We start from the raw sequence: 17,381 nt of genomic DNA, 5'->3' as shown, positions 1-17,381 counted from the left end.
CCTGCCCGGATGACGTAGAGTGGGCCCCGGCGCGCGAAGGCTTCGGTCATCGCGGCGCCGGGAGACCGAAGCACAGCTAGAAACATCCGACTTCCTTTAAGCATCGTCCAGTGAGGCGAGGAAGGAGTCCCACGGTGACACGCTCACCCGAGACCTCTCATGTCATGTCCGCCTCCGATATGGACCGGGCACTGACCCGCATTGCACACGAGATCGTCGAGTCCCATCGCGGAGTCGAAGGTCTCCTGCTGCTCGGCATCCCCCGCCGCGGGACCGTCCTGGCCCGCCGCCTGGGTGAGCGCCTGGCCCGCATCGATCCAGCCTTCGACCCGGAGAGGTCCACCGGCTCGCTGGACATCACGCTCTACCGCGATGATCTGCGTGCCCACGGCGCGCGGACGCCCGAGCCCACCAGGATCCCCGGTTCCGGGATCGACGGCGCCACAGTGGTCCTCGTCGACGATGTGCTCTACTCCGGACGGACCGTGCGCGCAGCCCTGGACGCGCTCCAGGCGCTGGGCCGCCCCGCCGTCGTCCGCCTCGCCGTGCTGGTCGACCGCGGGCACCGGGAGCTGCCGATCCGCTCGGACCACGTGGGCAAGAACCTGCCGACCTCTCGCGAGGAGCGCGTCTCCGTGCTCCTGGACGAGGTGGACGGCGTCTCCCGCGCCGAGGAGACCGTGGTCATCCAGCGCGCTGTCCCTCGTCCCGGCAGCGGTGAGCGCTGATGCGACATCTGCTCTCCACCGCCGATCTGAGCCGCGCCGAGGCGCTGAGCATCCTGGACACCGCCGAGGAGATGGCGGCGGTATCCACCCGTGAGGTCAAGAAGCTGCCCACCCTGCGCGGCCGCACTGTGGTGAACCTGTTCTTCGAGGACTCCACCCGCACCCGCATCTCCTTCGAGGCCGCCGCCAAGCGGCTCTCCGCGGACGTGATGAACTTCTCCGCCAAGGGCTCCTCGGTGTCCAAGGGCGAGTCGCTCAAGGACACCGTGCAGACCCTCGAAGCCATCGGTGCCGACGCGATCGTGATGCGGCACTGGGCCTCCGGGGCCGCCGCCCAGCTCGCCGCCTCCGACTGGACCGACTGTGCCGTGATCAACGCCGGAGACGGCACCCACGAACATCCCACCCAGGCTCTGCTGGATGCGCTCACGCTGCGCCGCGGCTGGGCCGCCGCCCGCGGAGAAGACCCCCGCGGCACCGACCTGGCGGGCATGCGGGTGCTGATCGTCGGGGACATCCTGCATTCCCGGGTGGCGCGCTCGAACATCTGGCTGCTGCGCACCCTCGGCGCCGAGATCGGACTCGTGGCCCCGGCCACCCTGTTGCCCGTGGGCGTGCAGAAGTGGCCGGTCAGCGTGTTCTACAGCCTTGACGAGGCGCTGGCCTCGGGGCGCCACGGGGGACCGGATGCGGTGATGATGCTGCGCGTCCAGGCCGAACGCATGGGCGGCGCCTACTTCCCGACCGCGGCGGAATACACCCGACGCTGGGGACTCACCGATGAGCGGCTCCGCGGACTCGAGGCGCACCGCGGCGCCGCCGGGCAGGTGCCGATGATCCTGCACCCCGGTCCGATGAACCGCGGAGTGGAGATCTCCGCGGCAGCGGCCGATTCGCCCATGAACCAGGTCCTCGACCAGGTCTCCCACGGCGTCTCCGTCCGCATGGCCGTGCTGCACCTGCTGCTCAGCAGCTCAGAGAGGAACATCGCATGAGAAGCACGAACCGCTCGTCCACGGCTCCCACACTGATCCTCGGAGCCCGGCCCTATGGGGAAGACCCCACCGACCTGCTGCTCGCCGAGGGACGGATCGCCGCCGTCGGCGCCCAGGCCCGCGCCGAGGCGCACCGGCTCGGCGCAGCGGGACAGCCGGAATCCGGTGGTCCCGCCGTCGAGGTCATGGAGCTGGACGCGACGGGACTGATCGCGCTTCCCGGCATGGTGGATCTGCACACCCACCTGCGTGAGCCGGGCCGCGAGGACGCCGAGACCGTGGAGACCGGAAGCCGCGCCGCAGCCAGGGGAGGCTTCACCGCCGTGCATGCCATGGCCAACTCCTCCCCGGTGGCCGACACCGCCGGAGTGGTGGAACAGGTGCACCGGCTCGGCCGCGCCTCAGGCTGGACCGAGGTCTACCCGGTCGGCGCCGTCACGGTCGGTCTCGCCGGGGAGAAGCTCGCCGAGCTCGGCGCCATGGCGGAGTCCTCGGCCCAGGTGCGCATGTTCTCCGACGACGGGATGTGCGTGCACAACCCGGTCCTGATGCGCCGCGCCCTGGAGTACGTGAAGACGGTGGACGGGTTCATCGCCCAGCACGCCCAGGAGCCGCTTCTCACCGAGGGGGCACAGATGAACGAGGGCGACGTCTCGGCGATCCTCGGGCTGCCCGGCTGGCCGGCCGTGGCCGAGGAGTCCATCATCGCCCGCGACGTGCTGCTCGTCCAGCACGTGGGGTCGCGGCTGCACGTCTGCCACGTCTCCACCGCCGGTTCGGTGGAGATCATCCGCTGGGCCAAGGAGCGCGGCATCGACGTCACCGCCGAGGTCACCCCGCACCACCTGCTGCTCACCGATGAGCTCGTGCGCGGATATGACCCGGTGTACAAGGTCAACCCGCCGCTGCGCACCTCCGAGGACGTCGAAGCCCTGCGCCGCGGCCTGGCCGACGGCACCATCGACGTCGTCGGCACGGATCACGCCCCCCACCCCACCCAGGCCAAGGAATGCGAATGGTCCTCCGCGGCCATGGGCATGACCGGGCTCGAGACCGCGCTGTCGGTGGTCATGGAGACCATGATCGCCACCGGACTGATGGACTGGCGGCGCTTCGCGGAGGTCACCTCTGAGGTGCCCGCTCGGATCTACCGCCACGAGCAGCAGGGCAGGCCGCTGCAGACTGGGGAGCCCGCGAACATCATTCTGGTGGATCCCAGGACGAGCCAGCGGGTGGACCCTGCCGCGCACGCCAGCAAGGGTCGGAACTCGCCCTTCCGCGGCATGGAGCTGCCGGGTTCGGTCCGAGCCACCTTCCTGCATGGTCACCCGGTGCTGCTCGACGGTGAGCTCAACACCCCGCTGAACCGTCCGGAGATGCAGTCATGAGTCCCGATCCGCAGCTCAGCCCAGGCGCAGACCTGACGCTTGCCACCCGCGCCACGGACATGACCGGCACCTACCTGGGCTACCTCGGGATCACCCTGGCGATCATCGCCGTGCTGGTGCTGCTGATCTGGCTGGGCTGGCGCGGTCGCAAGCGACGGCAGAAGGACCTTCCCGTCCCGCCAGAGGTCCCCGCCGCCATGCTGGAGGCCGAACCGCGCGCGGCCGCCGAAGGAATGGTCATCGGCACCGTCAAGGCCGGTGACCACCTCGACCGGGTGGCCGTCCACGGTCTCGGCGTGCGCACCAACGGACGCATCGAGGTCCACCCGGAGGGAGTCGCCGTCTTCCGCGCTGGAGCACCGAACTACCTCATCAGCGCCGGGTCCCTCACCCACGTCCGCACCGATCGCGGAGTCGTCGGCAAGTTCGTGGAGCGCGACGGTGCCGTGATCATCGGCTGGAGGCTCGGAGAGTCAGCTGTGGAGACCGCCTTCCGAGCCCGCCACGCCTCAGCCCATCAGGAGCTCCTCGCCGAGCTCCAGTCCGTTGTCCGTCCCTCCGACGAGGAGTCTGCACGCCCATGACACAACACCCCGCCATCGCTCCCGCGCCGCCCGCCCTGCTGGTGCTCGAAGACGGAACAGTCCACCGCGGCTCCGCCTATGGGGCCCAGGGCAGCCGACTCGGCGAAGCGGTCTTCGCCACCGGGATGACCGGCTATCAGGAGACCCTCACGGACCCCTCATACGCCCGGCAGATCGTGGTCCAGACGGCTCCGCACATCGGCAACACCGGCATCAATGACGAGGATGCCGAGTCGCGCAGGATCTGGGTCTCCGGCTACGTGGTGCGAGACGCCGCACGACGCCCCTCCAACTGGCGCTCGAGGCGCACGCTGGATCAGGAGCTCGCCGATCAGGACATCGTCGGGATCAAAGACGTGGACACCCGCGCGATCACCCGCCATCTGCGCAGCGCGGGCGCCATGAAGGCCGGGATCTTCTCCGCCGAGCAGGCCCAGCGGCCCCTCGCCGAGCTCATCGCCGAGGTCAAGGCGCAGCCTTCGATGGCAGGTGCGCGGCTGGCCGAGGAGGTCTCCACCGACACCGCCTATGTGATCGAGCCTCACGAGCACGGCTGGTCCGGTGAGATCGTTGCTGAGGTGGCCGCCATCGACCTGGGCATCAAGACCATGACCCCGGTCCGGATGGCCGAGCGCGGACTCCGCGTGCATGTGCTGCCCGCAGCCAGCAGCTTCGCCGAGATCGAGGCGCTGGCGCCCGACGGCGTCTTCCTCTCCAACGGACCGGGCGACCCGGCCACAGCGGCGAACCAGATCGGCCTGCTGCGTGAGGTGCTGGCGGCCAGGACCCCGTTCTTCGGCATCTGCTTCGGCAACCAGATCCTGGGCCGGGCGCTGGGCTTCGGGACCTATAAGCTGCCCTTCGGCCATCGCGGGATCAACCAGCCCGTGATGGACCACGCCACCGGCAAGGTGGAGATCACCTCGCAGAACCACGGCTTCGCCGTGGACGCTCCCGTGGGCGAGGTCGTCACCGCCCCTCAGGAACGCTTCGGACGGGTGGAGGTGAGTCACTCCAGCCTCAACGACGGAGTCGTGGAGGGTCTGCGCTGTCTGGACCTGCCGGCCTTCAGCGTCCAGTACCACCCGGAGGCCGCCGCCGGCCCCCATGACTCGGCCTATCTCTTCGACCGCTTCGTCGAGCTCATGACCGACTCACGCACCCGCACCGGGGCTGACACGGTGACCACCGGTGACACCGCCCCCACCAACGACACTGAGACCCGTGGAGGGAACCCACTCAATGCCTAAGCGTCAAGACCTCAAGTCCGTCATGGTCATCGGCTCGGGGCCGATCGTGATCGGCCAGGCCGCAGAGTTCGACTACTCCGGAACCCAGGCCCTGAGGGTGCTCAAGGAGGAGGGACTCCGGGTCATCCTGGTCAACTCCAACCCGGCCACCATCATGACCGATCCGGAGTTCGCCGACGCCACCTACGTGGAGCCGATCAGTCCCGAGGTGGTCGCCATGATCATCGAGAAGGAGCGCCCCGACGCGCTGCTTCCCACCTTGGGCGGTCAGACCGCGCTGAACACCGCCATCGCCCTGGACAAGGACGGCGTGCTGGAGAAGTTCGGCGTGGAGCTGATCGGCGCGAACATCGCAGCCATCGAACTCGGCGAAGACCGGCAGAAGTTCAAGGGCGTGGTGGAGCGCTCGGGCGCAGAGTCTGCGAAGTCGCTCATCGTGCACTCCATGGCCGAGGCCCTGGCGGCCGCCGATGAACTGGGCTACCCGATGGTGGTGCGCCCCTCCTTCACCATGGGGGGACTGGGCTCCGGCATGGCCTACAACGAGAAGGACCTGCACCGCATCGCCGGCGCCGGACTGCAGTACTCACCCACCACCGAGGTGCTCCTGGAGGAGTCCATCCTCGGCTGGAAGGAGTACGAGCTGGAGATGATGCGCGATTCCAAGGACAACGTGGTCGTCGTCTGTTCCATCGAGAACGTCGACCCGGTGGGGGTCCACACCGGTGACTCGATCACCGTGGCGCCAGCCATGACGCTGACCGACCGCGAGTACCAGCGGCTGCGTGACATCTCCATCAACGTGATCCGCGAGGTCGGGGTCGCCACCGGCGGCTGCAACATCCAGTTCGCCATCGAGCCCGGGACCGGCCGCGTCGTCGTCATCGAGATGAACCCGCGGGTGTCCCGCTCCTCGGCCCTGGCCTCCAAGGCCACCGGCTTCGCGATCGCCAAGATCGCCACCAAGCTGGCGCTGGGCTACACCCTGGACGAGATCCCGAACGACATCACCCGGAAGACCCCGGCCAGCTTCGAGCCCGTGCTGGACTACGTGGTGGTCAAGGTTCCCCGCTTCGCCTTCGAGAAGTTCCCCGCCGCAGACCCGACGCTGACCACCACGATGAAATCCGTGGGAGAGGCGATGGCCTTCGGTCGCAGCTTCACCGAAGCCATGCAGAAGGCGCTGCGCTCTCTGGAGCAGCGCGGCAGCGAATTCGACTTCACCGTGGCCGGCCCGGAAGAGCTCGACCAGCTTCTGGTGCAGATGGCGACCGCGACCACCGAGCGCCTGCACCAGGTCCAGCGCGCGCTGCTCTCCGGCGCCTCGATCGAGCAGGTCCACGAGATCACCGCCATCGACCCCTGGTACCTGGATCAGCTGCAGCTGATCAACGAGACGGCGATGCAGGTGGCGGGGGCGGCCGAGCTCGATGTCGATGCCCTGCGTCAGGCCAAGCGGCATGGCTTCTCCGATGCGCAGATCGGCGCCCTGCGCCACATGGATCCCGCCGTGGTGCGCGGAGTCCGACACGCGCTGGGCATCCGGCCGGTCTACAAGACCGTGGACACCTGCGCGGCGGAGTTCGAGGCCTTCACCCCGTACCACTACTCCTCCTATGACCTCGAGGATGAGATCCTCACCCACGATCAGCCCTCGGTGATCATCCTCGGCTCCGGGCCCAACCGGATCGGGCAGGGCATCGAGTTCGACTACTCCTGTGTGCACGCCACCATGGCGCTGCGCGAGGCCGGCTATGAGACTGTGATGGTCAACTGCAATCCGGAGACCGTCTCCACCGACTACGACGTCTCGACCCGGCTCTACTTCGAGCCGCTCACCCTCGAAGACGTGCTCGAGGTCATCGCGGCCGAGGAGCGCACCGGGGGAGTGGCGGGGGTGTTCGTCCAGCTCGGCGGCCAGACCCCGCTGAAGCTCGCCCAGCAGCTGGCTGACGCGGGTGTGCCGATCCTGGGCACGAGCCCAGCGGCCATCGATCTCGCCGAGGACCGCGGCGCATTCGATCAGGTGCTTCAGCGTGGCGGCCTCATCGCTCCGAAGAACGGCACCGCAGTCAGCTTCGAGGACGCGAAGAAGGTGGCCGACGAGATCGGCTATCCGGTCCTGGTCCGACCGAGCTACGTGCTCGGCGGCCGAGGCATGGAGATCGTCTACGACGAGCCAGGCCTGGAGCGCTACATCGCCAACGCCACCGAGGTCACCCCGGAGCACCCGGTACTGGTGGACCGCTTCCTCGAGGACGCGATCGAGGTGGACGTGGACGCCCTCTATGACGGCGATCAGCTGTACGTGGGCGGAATCATGGAACACATCGAGGAGGCCGGGATCCACTCCGGCGACTCCGCCTGCGTGCTGCCTCCGATCACGCTGGGCCCCGATGTGCTCGAGCGTGTCCGTGTCGCCACCCGGGTGATCGCTGAAGGCGTCGGCGTGCGCGGACTGATCAACATCCAGTTCGCACTGGCCTCGGACATCCTCTACGTGATCGAGGCCAACCCGCGCGCCTCGCGCACGGTGCCCTTCGTCTCCAAGGCCACCGGCGTGCAGATGGCCAAGGCCGCCGCGCATATCGGCACCGGGGTCTCCATCGCAGAGCTGCGCGGCGGCTCGGGGCACAAGCTCTCGGGTCTGCTGCCTGCCACGGGCGACGGCTCCGAGCTCCCCCCCGGTGCACCGGTGGCGGTGAAGGAGGCTGTGCTTCCCTTCGCACGCTTCCGCACCCCCGAGGGCCGCGTGGTCGATTCCCTGCTGGGTCCGGAGATGCGCTCCACCGGAGAGGTGATGGGCATCGACAAGCATTTCGACACCGCCTTCGCCAAGGCGCAGCAGGCCGCGAACAACCCGCTGCCCACCTCCGGCAAGGCCTTCGTCTCGGTGGCCAACCGGGACAAGCGGGCCATCATCATGCCCGTGAAGCGGCTGGCCGATCTGGGCTTCTCCATCGTCTCCACCGGCGGCACCGCTGATGTGCTGCGCCGCAACGGAGTGGAGACCACGGTCGTGGCGAAGATCGCTGACGCGGAGCATCAGGGCGGCACGATCCTGGATCAGGTGGAGAGCGGGGAGATCGCACTGATCATCAACACGCCCTCGGGGGGCGACGCTCGCAGCGACGGCTACGAGATCCGCGCAGCGGCCACCTCGGTCGGCACACCGGTCATCACCACTGTCGCCGAGTTCGGTGCGGCCGTGCAGGCCATCGAGGCCCTCGGCCAGTTCAGCTGGTCCGTGGCCTCCCTGCAGGAGCATGCGGAGCGTCTCAAGCAGGCCAGCGCATGACGCTTCCCACACCTGCGGCTGCGCCCCCGGCGGACCCACCGTCCTTCGGGACACGGCTCGCCGGAGCCATGCAGGCCCATGGGCGGCTCTGCGTGGGCGTGGATCCGCACCCGCAGATCCTCCGCGACTGGGGACTGACCCAGGACGCCGCCGGGCTGCGTGAGTTCTGCGCCCGAGTGCTGGACGCCTGTGCCGGACGGGTCGGGGTGATCAAGCCGCAGGTGGCGTTCTTCGAACGCTTCGGCGTGGCTGGGATGCAGGTGCTCAGCGAGCTCCAGCAGCAGGCACGGGCGGCTGGTCTGCTGGTGATCGCAGACGCCAAGCGGGGAGACATCGGATCGACCATGGCCGGCTACGCCGAAGCCTGGCTCAGCCCGGGGGGCGATTTCGCCGCGGACGCGCTGACCGTGAGCCCCTACCTCGGCTTCGGCTCGCTGCAGCCTGCGCTGCAGGCGGCGGAGCAGCATCACGCGGGACTCTTCGTGCTGGCGCTGACCTCCAACCCCGAGGGTCAGCAGGTGCAGCTGGCCACCGACGCCGAGGGCGTGACCGTGGCCGGGCGGATCGCGGCGGCGGTCGCCGCCCGCAGCACCACCGCGGAGGCAGGGCTGGGCAGCATCGGACTCGTGGTCGGCGCGACGACGGCGGGGCTCGCCGCCGCGCATGGCATTGATCTCAGCGCCGGAAGGATGCCGCTGCTGGCACCGGGCTACGGCGCCCAGGGTGCCGGCGCCGACGACCTCCGACGGGGATTCGGCCCCAGCTATTCCAGCCAGGTCCTGGTCAACTCCTCGCGCGGAATCCTGGCGGCCGGCCCGGACGCGGAATCGCTGACAAGGGCCATTGAAGGGACCCTCGAGGATCTCCGCTGAAAAACTGCCCGGGCGTTCTCTATTGATGTTCACCCGATCAGGGGCTAGATTCTGCACCATATAAGCCTGGCGCAGTCGGCAGTGATCCATGCGAACCGACTGTTCCACGTCCATTGGGGGAATCACCGTGGCACTGCGCGAACTGACCAAGGAAGAGCGGGACACCGCCCGCCGCAAGGCACTGGCCGCGCGAGTCGAGCGGGCCCAGCTGAAGAAGGACTTCGGCAACTCGGGCATCGGCTTCGACGAGGTCCTCGAACGTGCCGGCAGCTCCGAGGCGGTGGCCCGGCTGAAGACCCTGGAGCTGCTGGAGTCTCTCCCCGGGGTGGGCCGGGTGACCGCCACCAAGGTGCTGGAGGACCTGGGAATCTCCGTGAACCGGCGCCTCGGCGGACTCGGCGTCAAGCAGAGGCGGGCATTGAAGGAGTATCTGGCAGAATTGGGCTGATCGTCCGAGCCCAAGGAGCCAGTGCATTGTCAGCAGTCCCCGGCAGTCCCGCCGTCACCGTTCTCGCCGGCCCGACCTCTGTCGGCAAGTCGACGCTGAGCCGATTCATCCGCACGCACTATCCGGAGGTCCATTTCTCGGTCTCAGCCACGACTCGCCCGCCGCGCCCCAACGAGATCGACGGTGTTGATTATCACTTCATCGATGCTGCGCGCTTTGACGAGCTCGTCGCGCACGGCGACTTCCTCGAGTGGGCCACGGTTCACGGCAAGCACCGCTACGGCACGCTGCGCACCACGGTGGACGCCGCCCTGGCCGCCGGCAAGCTCGTCCTGCTGGAGATCGATCTGCAGGGCGCCCGCCAGGTGAGGCAGACGATGCCGGAGGCGCAGTTCGTCTTCCTGGCGCCTCCGTCCTGGGAAGACCTGGTCTCCCGGCTCGTGGGTCGCGGGACCGAATCTGAGGAGGAACAGCGGCGCAGGCTGGAAACAGCTAAGATAGAGCTTGCTGCAGAGCAGGAGTTCGATGTCTCGATCATCAACGACGAGCTCGACCGTGCCGCAGCCGAACTTGTAGCCCGCATGGGCTTCACCCATGCATCACCCCAATCTGAAGGACGACTCCCGAAGTGACTGAGCAGCTCGAAGGCATCATCTACCCGTCGATCGACTCCCTCCTGGAGAAGAGCGATTCCAAGTACGCCCTGGTGCTGTTCGCCTCCAAGCGTGCCCGCCAGATCAACGCCTACTACGCCCAGCTGCACGAGGGCCTCTTCGAGTACGTCGGCCCGCTGGTGGACACCAAGCTCAATGAGAAGTCGATGTCGATCTCGCTGCGCGAGATCAATGAGGACCTCCTGGTCAACCACCCCGCGGTGAACCCGGCCTCCTGAGCACCGTCTCAACCGCCTGGGCGCAGTCCCGCCTGTCACAGCGCCGGCCCAGCCGGCGCAGAGGTAACCTGATTTGATGCGCATCGTTCTGGGAGTCAGTGCCGGCATCGCCGCCTATAAGGCCGTGCACCTGCTGCGGCTCATGCGCGAGGACGGCCACCAGGTCGACGTCATCCCCACCCCGGCCTCCGAGCAGTTCGTGGGTCGCGCGACCTGGGAAGCGATCAGCGGCAGGCCCGTGACCACCTCGGTGTTCTCCGGGATCGATGAAGTCCGCCACGTGCGCCTCGGCCAGGAGGCGGACCTGATCGTCGTCGCGCCGGCCACCGCCGATCTGCTCGCCCGCGTGCGTGCAGGCATGGCCGATGACCTGCTGACCACCACGCTGCTGGCCACCGAAGCGCCCATCCTGCTGGTCCCTGCCATGCACACCGAGATGTGGACCAGTGCGGCCACCGCCGAGAACGTGGCCACGCTGCGCTCCCGCGGCCTCGAAGTCATGGAGCCCGCCGTGGGTCGCCTCACCGGCAAGGACACCGGCCCGGGACGGCTCCCGGAGCCTGAAGAGATCCATGTCCGGGTCAACGAGCTGCTCGCCGTCGCACAGGGCCCAGGCGGGGCCAGTGCGCCGCTCGCCGGCACCTTCGACGCGCCCGACTCCGAGGCGCAGCCGCCCCTGCTGGGCCGCAGAGTCGTGGTCACCGCCGGGGGCACCCGCGAACCGCTGGATCCGGTGCGCTATCTCGGCAATCGTTCATCGGGCAAGCAGGGTCTCGCCCTGGCCGAAGCCGCCGCCGCCGCAGGCGCCCAGGTGCACCTGATCGCCGGCATCATGGATGTGACAGCCCCAGACCTTCCGAACATCACCGCCGAACACATCGAGACGGCAGCCCAGCTGCGAGCGGCCGTGGAGCGCGCGACCGACGGTGCCGATCTCCTGCTGATGGCCGCAGCCGTGGCGGACTTCCGCCCCGCGGACTACGCCGCACAGAAGATCAAGAAGACCGAGGACGGCACGAACCCAGTCATCACGCTGGAACGCAATCCCGACATCCTCGCCGAGACGGTCCAGCGCCGCGCGCAGCAGGGAACCGGGCCGACGGTCATCGTGGGCTTCGCCGCAGAGACCGGCAGCGCCGATGCCGAGCCGCTGGAACTCGCCCGGGCCAAGCTGCTCCGCAAGGGCTGCGACCTGCTTGTGCTCAACCAGGTGGGGGAGAACCTGGTCTTCGGACGCGATGAGACCGAGATCCACATCTTGAGCTCACCGGAGCTGAGCGATCAGGCGCAGGACGCGAACCGCGGGGAGCCTGTGAGCATGCGTGGCACCAAGCGCCAGGCCGCCGAGGCGATCCTCGCCGCGGCCGCTGCTTACGTCGTGTGAAGCACCTGCTCGAGCGCCGATGCGGCTCGCGTAGGATTGCCCAGTGACGAACTCCAACGCCCCAGCAGCGGCATCCTCTCTGCGTCTGTTCAGCTCCGAATCGGTGACGATCGGCCATCCGGACAAGATCTGTGACCAGATCTCCGATGCGATCCTCGATGCGCTTCTCGCCGAGGATGCAAACTCCCGAGTGGCTGTGGAGACGCTGACCACCACCGGACTGGTGCATGTGGCCGGCGAGGTCACCACCTCCGGCTATGTGGAGATCCCGCAGATCGTGCGCAGCACGCTGCTGGACATCGGCTACGACTCTGCGGCCAACGGATTCGACGGGGCCCGCTGCGGTGTGTCCATCTCCATCGGCCAGCAGTCTCCCGAGATCTTCGCCGGGGTCTTCAACTCCATGGAGGCCCGCGGGGGAGCAGATGACCGCCGGGACGCCCAGGGCGCCGGCGATCAGGGCATCATGTTCGGCTACGCGACCAACGAGACCCCGAGCTACATGCCCAGCGCGATCTCGCTGGCGCACCAGCTCTCCGCCCAGCTGACCAGGGTACGACAGGACGGTCAGCTCGCCTATCTGCGTCCGGACGGCAAGACCCAGGTCACCATCGGCTACGACGGCGACCGACCGGTCAGCCTGGACACCGTGGTCGTCTCCACCCAGCACACAGCCGATGTCTCGCAGGAGCAGCTGCGCGGCGACATCAGTGAACAGGTGATCGCCCCGGTGCTTCAGCGCACGGATCTGGACCTGGGAGCCCTCTCGGAGATCATCAATCCCTCCGGGCCCTTCGTGGTCGGCGGTCCCGTGGGAGATGCTGGCCTGACCGGACGCAAAATCATCGTGGACACCTACGGGGGCTTCTCCCGCCACGGCGGAGGCGCCTTCTCCGGCAAGGATCCCTCGAAGGTGGACCGCTCCGCAGCGTATGCCATGCGCTGGGTGGCCAAGAACGTGGTCGCCGCGGGTCTCGCCGATCGCGCCGAGATCCAGATCGCCTATGCGATCGGCCGCGCGCATCCGGTGGGAATCTATGTGGAGACCTTCGGCACCGAGAAGGTCGACCCGGTAAAGATCTCGGCCGCCATCGACGCCGTCTTCGACCTGCGCCCGCTGGGGATCATCGAAGATCTCGACCTGCTGCGCCCGATCTACCGGGAGACCTCCAAGAACGGCCACTTCGGCCGGGAGGGAGACAACTTCCCCTGGGAGCGGCTCGACCGGGTCGACGCGCTGAAGTCCTTCTTCACCGCCTGAGTCCGGAGCTCACCTGCGGGACATCGGGCCGCAGCAGCTTCTCAGGCTGCATAGAGTTCGGTCAGCATTCGGCGCAGCTTGGCGATGGCAGGAGTATGTTCGCCGCGGTGCCAGACCAGTCTGACCTCCACGGCCGGGGCGTCTGAGCGGATCTTGCGACGCCCCGCCCACCTGTCCTCGGCCGGAAAGGCGGTCACTCGGCGCTCGATCCCCACCAGAGCTGAGTCGAAGCGCCCTGTGGGAGCTGCCCGTCGAACGATCGCCGCATCGACCAGGCCCTCCGCCAAGCCAGCCGTGGGACCGGCCCTGCGGATCAGATCCAGCTGGAGCTCGGGCTGCTGCTGCGCCCAGGTGCGCTGCAGGGCACGTCGCGGCCCGCCAGGTGGTCGCGAGCATCGTGCTCTGCGCCGTCTCCCGGCCGCGGTTCTGGAGCTTCACCGGCACACAGTGGCGCGCCGTGGCGCTGCTGGTGTCGCGGCGAGGCCGCGATCTCATCTGTGCTGTGCTGGCGCTGGGGGAGTGGTTCTGCTCACGCGTCCAGGACCGACGAGCGATCTGCTGGGGCTCGGGCTCGCGGCCGCGGCGGCATGCTGCTGGGCTGGATATATCCTCACCGACCGTCTCGTGGGGAGGAAGGTGCCGGGCGTTCAGGGCACGGCAGTGGCGACGCTGATCTCCTCGGCGGTCATGGTCCCGATCTCGGTGGTGATCCTCTGGGAGGTGGCGCTCCCGCCCGAAGCCTATGTCTACGCCGCTGTGGCGGGCCTTCTGGCCACGGCTGTGCGATATGCCCTGGATCTGATCGTGCTCAGACATGTCACGCCGCTGATGTTCGGACTCGGGATGTCGCTGAATCCCCTGTTCGCCGCTGTGTGAATTCCACGAGTCGTCGCAAGAGGGGTTCCCTGAAGCGAGATTAGGTCAGAAACTCCTGCCGTGTACGGCGGGAGCTTCTGGTCTTCGCTTTGTCGTGGGGTACCGCAGCAAGACCTTTCGCCGTCTCAATAGGTGAGGGGCGAGAGATCTTGCTGTGATGTCTTACTTGCTGTCGAGGTGACCCATGGGTTCGGTAGCGTCTTTGAATGCGGCGCGGGCAGCGACCCAGCTGTTCTCATTGACGTGCAGGCCGGTTTGGAGGTAGGCGGTGCTCATTCGCTGAATGACGGCGACCCGCTCGGGGTTCTCGTCGGTGGTCTCGGCGACTTCGTATCCGACGATCCCGCCAAGCGAGTGCTCGGCACCGTAGAAGGTGAGGAGGTCGGTTGCACCGGGGCTGTACGTGTAGGCGTCGGTGAACCAGTCGGGTCCGCGGCTGGACATCTTGGACTGGTCGTGGTCGCCCGCGACGACGAGCGTCGGAGTGGTGAGTTCATGGAAGGAGGGGCGCATGAACGGGAAGTTGGCCTTCGCGAACGGGTGCAGGTCATCGCCACCGACGCCCGTCGCGGCGAAGAGGATGCCCGCGGTGACGCGACTGTCGGACATGTCCTCGCCGACGTGGCCCGCTTCGTCGAGGATCCGTGCTCCGAGGAGCGACTGCGCGGTCTGTCCGCCCCAGGAGTGGCCGGCAGCGGCGACGCGGCTTCGATCCACGCGGCCGGCCAGACCTGGTACGGCAGCCTCGATGGTGTCGAGCTGGTCGAGGATGCGGGTGAGATCTGCGATCCGTTCGGTCCAAATCGTCGGGAACACCGGGTGATCGAACCCGAAACCATTCCGGCGGGAGTCCAGATGCGTGGGCTGAATCACGACGAACCCGCGCGATGCCCAGAACGTGGTGAGCGGCGCGTATCCGTCGAGGTTCCAGCCGTTGCCATGGGAGAACACGACGACGGGGAGGTTCGTGCCGGTTGCCGGGGCAGATACTCGCACCGCCAGCGGGACCGGTCGATCTGGGGCGATCAGCTGAATGGGAGCGACGGAGACGACCGGAGTGCCGGCACCGATGATGCTGCCCAATGAGTGGAGGAGTGATGAAGCCATGAGATGTTCCTTCCTGAGGCTGCGCTCTGCAATACTGGTTATCGGAGCAGTGTTCCGTAACAATACGGAACGCTGATCCGAAATGCAAGTACGATCAAACCATCTAGTGAGGGGCACATGGCTGATACTCAAAGTGAGCAGTCACGCGTTGCCGGGACCCAGCAGGTAGGTCGTCCGCGCCGAGATCAGCAGGGACTTCTCGACGCAGCAGCAGCAGTGTTCGTAACGTCCGGAGTCGAAGCTCCGGTCCGGGAGATCGCTGCGAAGGCAGGCGTCGGAGTGGGGACCATCTACCGCCACTTCCCGACACGACCGGACCTTGTGGTCGCGGTGTATCGACACCAAGTCGAGGCCTGTGCAGAGGCAGGCCCACGATTACTCGCCGAGAGCGCGACGCCCGAGGCAGCCCTACGTGCATGGGTAGCCTTGTTCGTGGAGTTCCTCGTCACCAAGCACGGACTCGCTAGCGCCCTACAAGGAGACAGTGCCGGGTCCGACGCTCTACACACTTACTTTGTCGGACGTCTCGTCCCTGTCTGCGACTCACTCCTCGAGGCAGCGCTGCAGTCCGTTGACACTGCTCCGCCGATCGACGCGTACAACGTCCTCAAAGGCATCGGCAACCTCTGCATCGGAGCAGCAAGCGACACCAGATATGACGCCACCACCCTGGTGCAACTACTCATCTCGGGCCTACTAACCCGAGGAACTCCCTAAGGCCAGCTTCTCGATAGGGAGCGCAAGACTGCTTCCTTTGGGAAAGTACTGGCGTAACAGCCCATTTCGTGTTTTCACTGCTACCGCGTTGCCACGGGCTGCCCGGGTTGCAGAAGTAGATGGATAGGCCTGTCGCAGCAGCGACCTCGTGATGCCGAGCGAGTTCCGATCCCTGATCCCGGGTCAGTGCTAGGCGGAGATGAGCAGGAACTTCACCCATCGCCGCGATCAGCGCCTCTCGGACTGAGATCGAGTCGTGGCCAGTCGGTAGGTGGACGAGCTTGACGACGGTAGCCGGTCCGAACGTGCCGGTTCCGGCGAATTTCTCGGCTGATAGTAGAGGGAGACCGGCCCAGACTTCGCGCGATCGCGCGCACTGCCACCCCTGATTTCAATGCGTCGGCAATAGCAATGCGCTCATCCTCCGACAGATAACGCTTTGAGTGACTCGCCGACCGCACTGGTGCCATCCTCGGGTGATTGAGGGGCAAATGTGCCGTGCGGGAACGGGAAGACTGCCCGTTTCTCCACTCACGGCCAGTCTTTTCATTCACGCCGACAATTCGGCACGCTGCCGAACTGCTGAACCCCTGATCTATGAGTTCAGAATAGTGTTTCCGCTCCGCCCACGGTGCCCTGCGCCCTTGCGGCGTGCGGGCATCCCGAATCTCGAACATTTCAACTCCCAAATTTTCTGGCGTTGCAACGACCCATAGAACTCAAGCTGTGCTGGGCGGGGTCTTTCTGCGGGGGGAGATCGACTCGCGCGGCTGGGCGGGGATCGTTCTGGTCGTGCTGAGCAACGGTCTCTCCCTCCTGGGCGGGAGGCGCCTGCGCCGTCGGGACAAGCCGATCGACCTGCAGGCAGATGGTGTCGCCGTGCGCTGAGTCAGGCCCCGGGGAACGGGCGGCGGGAGGTGCCGCGCCAGCTGCGGTACGCCCAGACGGTCATCGCGATCACCACTGTCCACGCGACACCGACCACAAGGCCATACGTCACCGAGGGTTCTGCGATGAAGGCGCCGAGTGCGACGAGGGAGACCTGCCCCGGCACCGTGGAGATCACACTGGCCACGACGAAGTCCCGCTGACTGACGCCGAAGGCGCCGCTGCCGTAGTTCACCGGCCAGTAGGGCACCCCGGGCATCAGGCGCAGGGCGCAGACTGCCTGGAACCCGGTGTCCTCCAGGTGCGTCTCCACGGTCTCCGCGTGTGAGCCGAGCAGACGGCGAACCGCCTCGGTCCCCAGGGCGCGGGCGAGGTGATAGGCAGCCCAGCAGCCGACCAGCACTCCGATGACCGAGAGCAGACTCCCCTCGAGCACCCCGAAGATGACCCCGCCGCTCACCGCCATGATCGTCACCGGGATCGGCGTCATCGCCACCACTGCGTAGAGCAGCACGAACGCGAGCCAGCCGGCCCACCCATAGGCTTCGATCCGGCTCTGCAGCTCCTCCACCGAGGGCAGCCGCAGGTTGAACGCGGCGTAGAGCATCCCCAGCAGCACGACGATGAGCAGGGTGTTTCGCAGAAACGATCCCCACGGGGGGCGGAGGGACTTCTCACTCATTCGTTCAACTC

At 67.3% G+C, this 17,381-nt stretch carries 19 protein-coding genes and 1 pseudogene; 15 read left to right on the top strand and 5 right to left on the bottom strand.

Annotated features, from left to right (window positions below):
- Positions 1-134 precede the first annotated feature (134 nt).
- From pyrR to metK, 12 genes are all read left to right on the top strand, one after another.
- Positions 135-728, top strand: a complete 594-nt coding sequence (pyrR, locus tag H4W27_RS05940) for a bifunctional pyr operon transcriptional regulator/uracil phosphoribosyltransferase PyrR (protein WP_192595114.1) — start codon at positions 135-137, stop codon at positions 726-728.
- Entirely contained in the window at positions 728-1,723 is a 996-nt protein-coding gene (locus H4W27_RS05935; RefSeq protein ID WP_192595113.1) for an aspartate carbamoyltransferase catalytic subunit, read from the top strand. Before pyrR ends, H4W27_RS05935 begins: the two co-directional genes overlap by 1 nt.
- Complete coding sequence (locus tag H4W27_RS05930) at positions 1,720-3,111, top strand: dihydroorotase (RefSeq protein WP_192595112.1); 1,392 nt, start codon at positions 1,720-1,722, stop codon at positions 3,109-3,111. The genes H4W27_RS05935 and H4W27_RS05930 overlap by 4 nt, the downstream gene beginning before the upstream one ends.
- Positions 3,108-3,695 carry a PH-like domain-containing protein gene (locus H4W27_RS05925; protein ID WP_192595111.1) on the top strand — a complete coding sequence of 196 codons (588 nt, stop codon included), beginning with the start codon at positions 3,108-3,110 and terminating at the stop codon, positions 3,693-3,695. Before H4W27_RS05930 ends, H4W27_RS05925 begins: the two co-directional genes overlap by 4 nt.
- Positions 3,692-4,945, top strand: coding sequence for a glutamine-hydrolyzing carbamoyl-phosphate synthase small subunit (gene carA, locus H4W27_RS05920; RefSeq protein WP_192595110.1), 1,254 nt, complete (start codon positions 3,692-3,694; stop codon positions 4,943-4,945). Before H4W27_RS05925 ends, carA begins: the two co-directional genes overlap by 4 nt.
- Positions 4,938-8,243 carry a carbamoyl-phosphate synthase large subunit gene (carB, locus tag H4W27_RS05915; RefSeq protein ID WP_192595109.1) on the top strand — a complete coding sequence of 1,102 codons (3,306 nt, stop codon included), beginning with the start codon at positions 4,938-4,940 and terminating at the stop codon, positions 8,241-8,243. The genes carA and carB overlap by 8 nt, the downstream gene beginning before the upstream one ends.
- Complete coding sequence (gene pyrF / locus H4W27_RS05910; protein WP_192595108.1) at positions 8,240-9,115, top strand: orotidine-5'-phosphate decarboxylase; 876 nt, start codon at positions 8,240-8,242, stop codon at positions 9,113-9,115. Before carB ends, pyrF begins: the two co-directional genes overlap by 4 nt.
- Positions 9,116-9,242: 127 nt before the next feature.
- Positions 9,243-9,563 (top strand): integration host factor, actinobacterial type, encoded by a 321-nt coding sequence (gene mihF / locus H4W27_RS05905; protein ID WP_192595107.1) that lies wholly within the window; start codon positions 9,243-9,245, stop codon positions 9,561-9,563.
- A gap of 26 nt (positions 9,564-9,589) precedes the next feature.
- The gene (gene gmk, locus H4W27_RS05900; protein WP_192595106.1) at positions 9,590-10,195 is read left to right on the top strand and encodes a guanylate kinase; all 606 of its coding nucleotides are present in this window, start codon (positions 9,590-9,592) and stop codon (positions 10,193-10,195) included.
- A complete protein-coding gene (rpoZ, locus tag H4W27_RS05895; RefSeq protein WP_192595105.1) occupies positions 10,192-10,455 on the top strand; it encodes a DNA-directed RNA polymerase subunit omega in 264 nt (87 codons plus the stop codon). The genes gmk and rpoZ overlap by 4 nt, the downstream gene beginning before the upstream one ends.
- Positions 10,456-10,531: 76 nt before the next feature.
- Positions 10,532-11,839 carry a bifunctional phosphopantothenoylcysteine decarboxylase/phosphopantothenate synthase gene (locus tag H4W27_RS05890; protein ID WP_192595104.1) on the top strand — a complete coding sequence of 436 codons (1,308 nt, stop codon included), beginning with the start codon at positions 10,532-10,534 and terminating at the stop codon, positions 11,837-11,839.
- Between the two features lie 43 nt (positions 11,840-11,882).
- Positions 11,883-13,100: a methionine adenosyltransferase gene (gene metK, locus H4W27_RS05885; protein WP_192595103.1), complete on the top strand. Its 1,218-nt coding sequence runs from the start codon at positions 11,883-11,885 to the stop codon at positions 13,098-13,100.
- Positions 13,101-13,141: 41 nt separating this feature from the next.
- On the opposite strand, the gene H4W27_RS05880 is transcribed toward metK, so the two are convergent.
- Positions 13,142-13,387, bottom strand: coding sequence for a hypothetical protein (locus H4W27_RS05880; RefSeq protein ID WP_192595102.1), 246 nt, complete (start codon positions 13,385-13,387; stop codon positions 13,142-13,144).
- On the opposite strand from H4W27_RS05880, the gene H4W27_RS13565 reads away from it, so the two are divergent.
- The gene (locus tag H4W27_RS13565; RefSeq protein ID WP_318782190.1) at positions 13,338-13,976 is read left to right on the top strand and encodes an EamA family transporter; all 639 of its coding nucleotides are present in this window, start codon (positions 13,338-13,340) and stop codon (positions 13,974-13,976) included. The two genes, H4W27_RS05880 and H4W27_RS13565, sit on opposite strands and share 50 nt — an antisense overlap.
- Before the next feature lie 162 nt (positions 13,977-14,138).
- Here the strand turns inward: H4W27_RS13565 and H4W27_RS05870 are convergent, their stop codons facing one another.
- Positions 14,139-15,083, bottom strand: coding sequence for an alpha/beta hydrolase family protein (locus H4W27_RS05870; RefSeq protein WP_192595100.1), 945 nt, complete (start codon positions 15,081-15,083; stop codon positions 14,139-14,141).
- Positions 15,084-15,200: 117 nt separating this feature from the next.
- On the opposite strand from H4W27_RS05870, the gene H4W27_RS05865 reads away from it, so the two are divergent.
- The gene (locus tag H4W27_RS05865; protein WP_192595099.1) at positions 15,201-15,800 is read left to right on the top strand and encodes a TetR/AcrR family transcriptional regulator; all 600 of its coding nucleotides are present in this window, start codon (positions 15,201-15,203) and stop codon (positions 15,798-15,800) included.
- Positions 15,801-15,818: 18 nt separating this feature from the next.
- Here the strand turns inward: H4W27_RS05865 and H4W27_RS13995 are convergent.
- Positions 15,819-16,077 (bottom strand): annotated as a pseudogene (locus H4W27_RS13995) (IS30 family transposase); the annotation flags it as partial.
- A complete protein-coding gene (locus H4W27_RS13920; protein ID WP_225939306.1) occupies positions 16,013-16,270 on the bottom strand; it encodes a helix-turn-helix domain-containing protein in 258 nt (85 codons plus the stop codon). The gene H4W27_RS13920 and the pseudogene H4W27_RS13995, both read right to left, overlap by 65 nt.
- 256 nt (positions 16,271-16,526) lie before the next feature.
- Between H4W27_RS13920 and H4W27_RS05855 the strand changes: the two genes are divergently transcribed.
- Entirely contained in the window at positions 16,527-16,688 is a 162-nt protein-coding gene (locus H4W27_RS05855) for a hypothetical protein (RefSeq protein WP_192595097.1), read from the top strand.
- A 1-nt stretch (position 16,689) separates the two neighbouring features.
- On the opposite strand, the gene H4W27_RS05850 is transcribed toward H4W27_RS05855, so the two are convergent.
- Positions 16,690-17,370 carry a TVP38/TMEM64 family protein gene (locus H4W27_RS05850; RefSeq protein WP_225939019.1) on the bottom strand — a complete coding sequence of 227 codons (681 nt, stop codon included), beginning with the start codon at positions 17,368-17,370 and terminating at the stop codon, positions 16,690-16,692.
- Between the last annotated feature and the right edge of the window lie 11 nt (positions 17,371-17,381).

The sequence above is a fragment of the Nesterenkonia lutea genome, from assembly GCF_014873955.1.
Taxonomy (GTDB): Bacteria; Actinomycetota; Actinomycetes; order Actinomycetales; family Micrococcaceae; genus Nesterenkonia; species Nesterenkonia lutea.
Note: the sequence above shows the minus strand (reverse complement) of the source record. Positions and strands in the feature narration are given on the sequence as shown.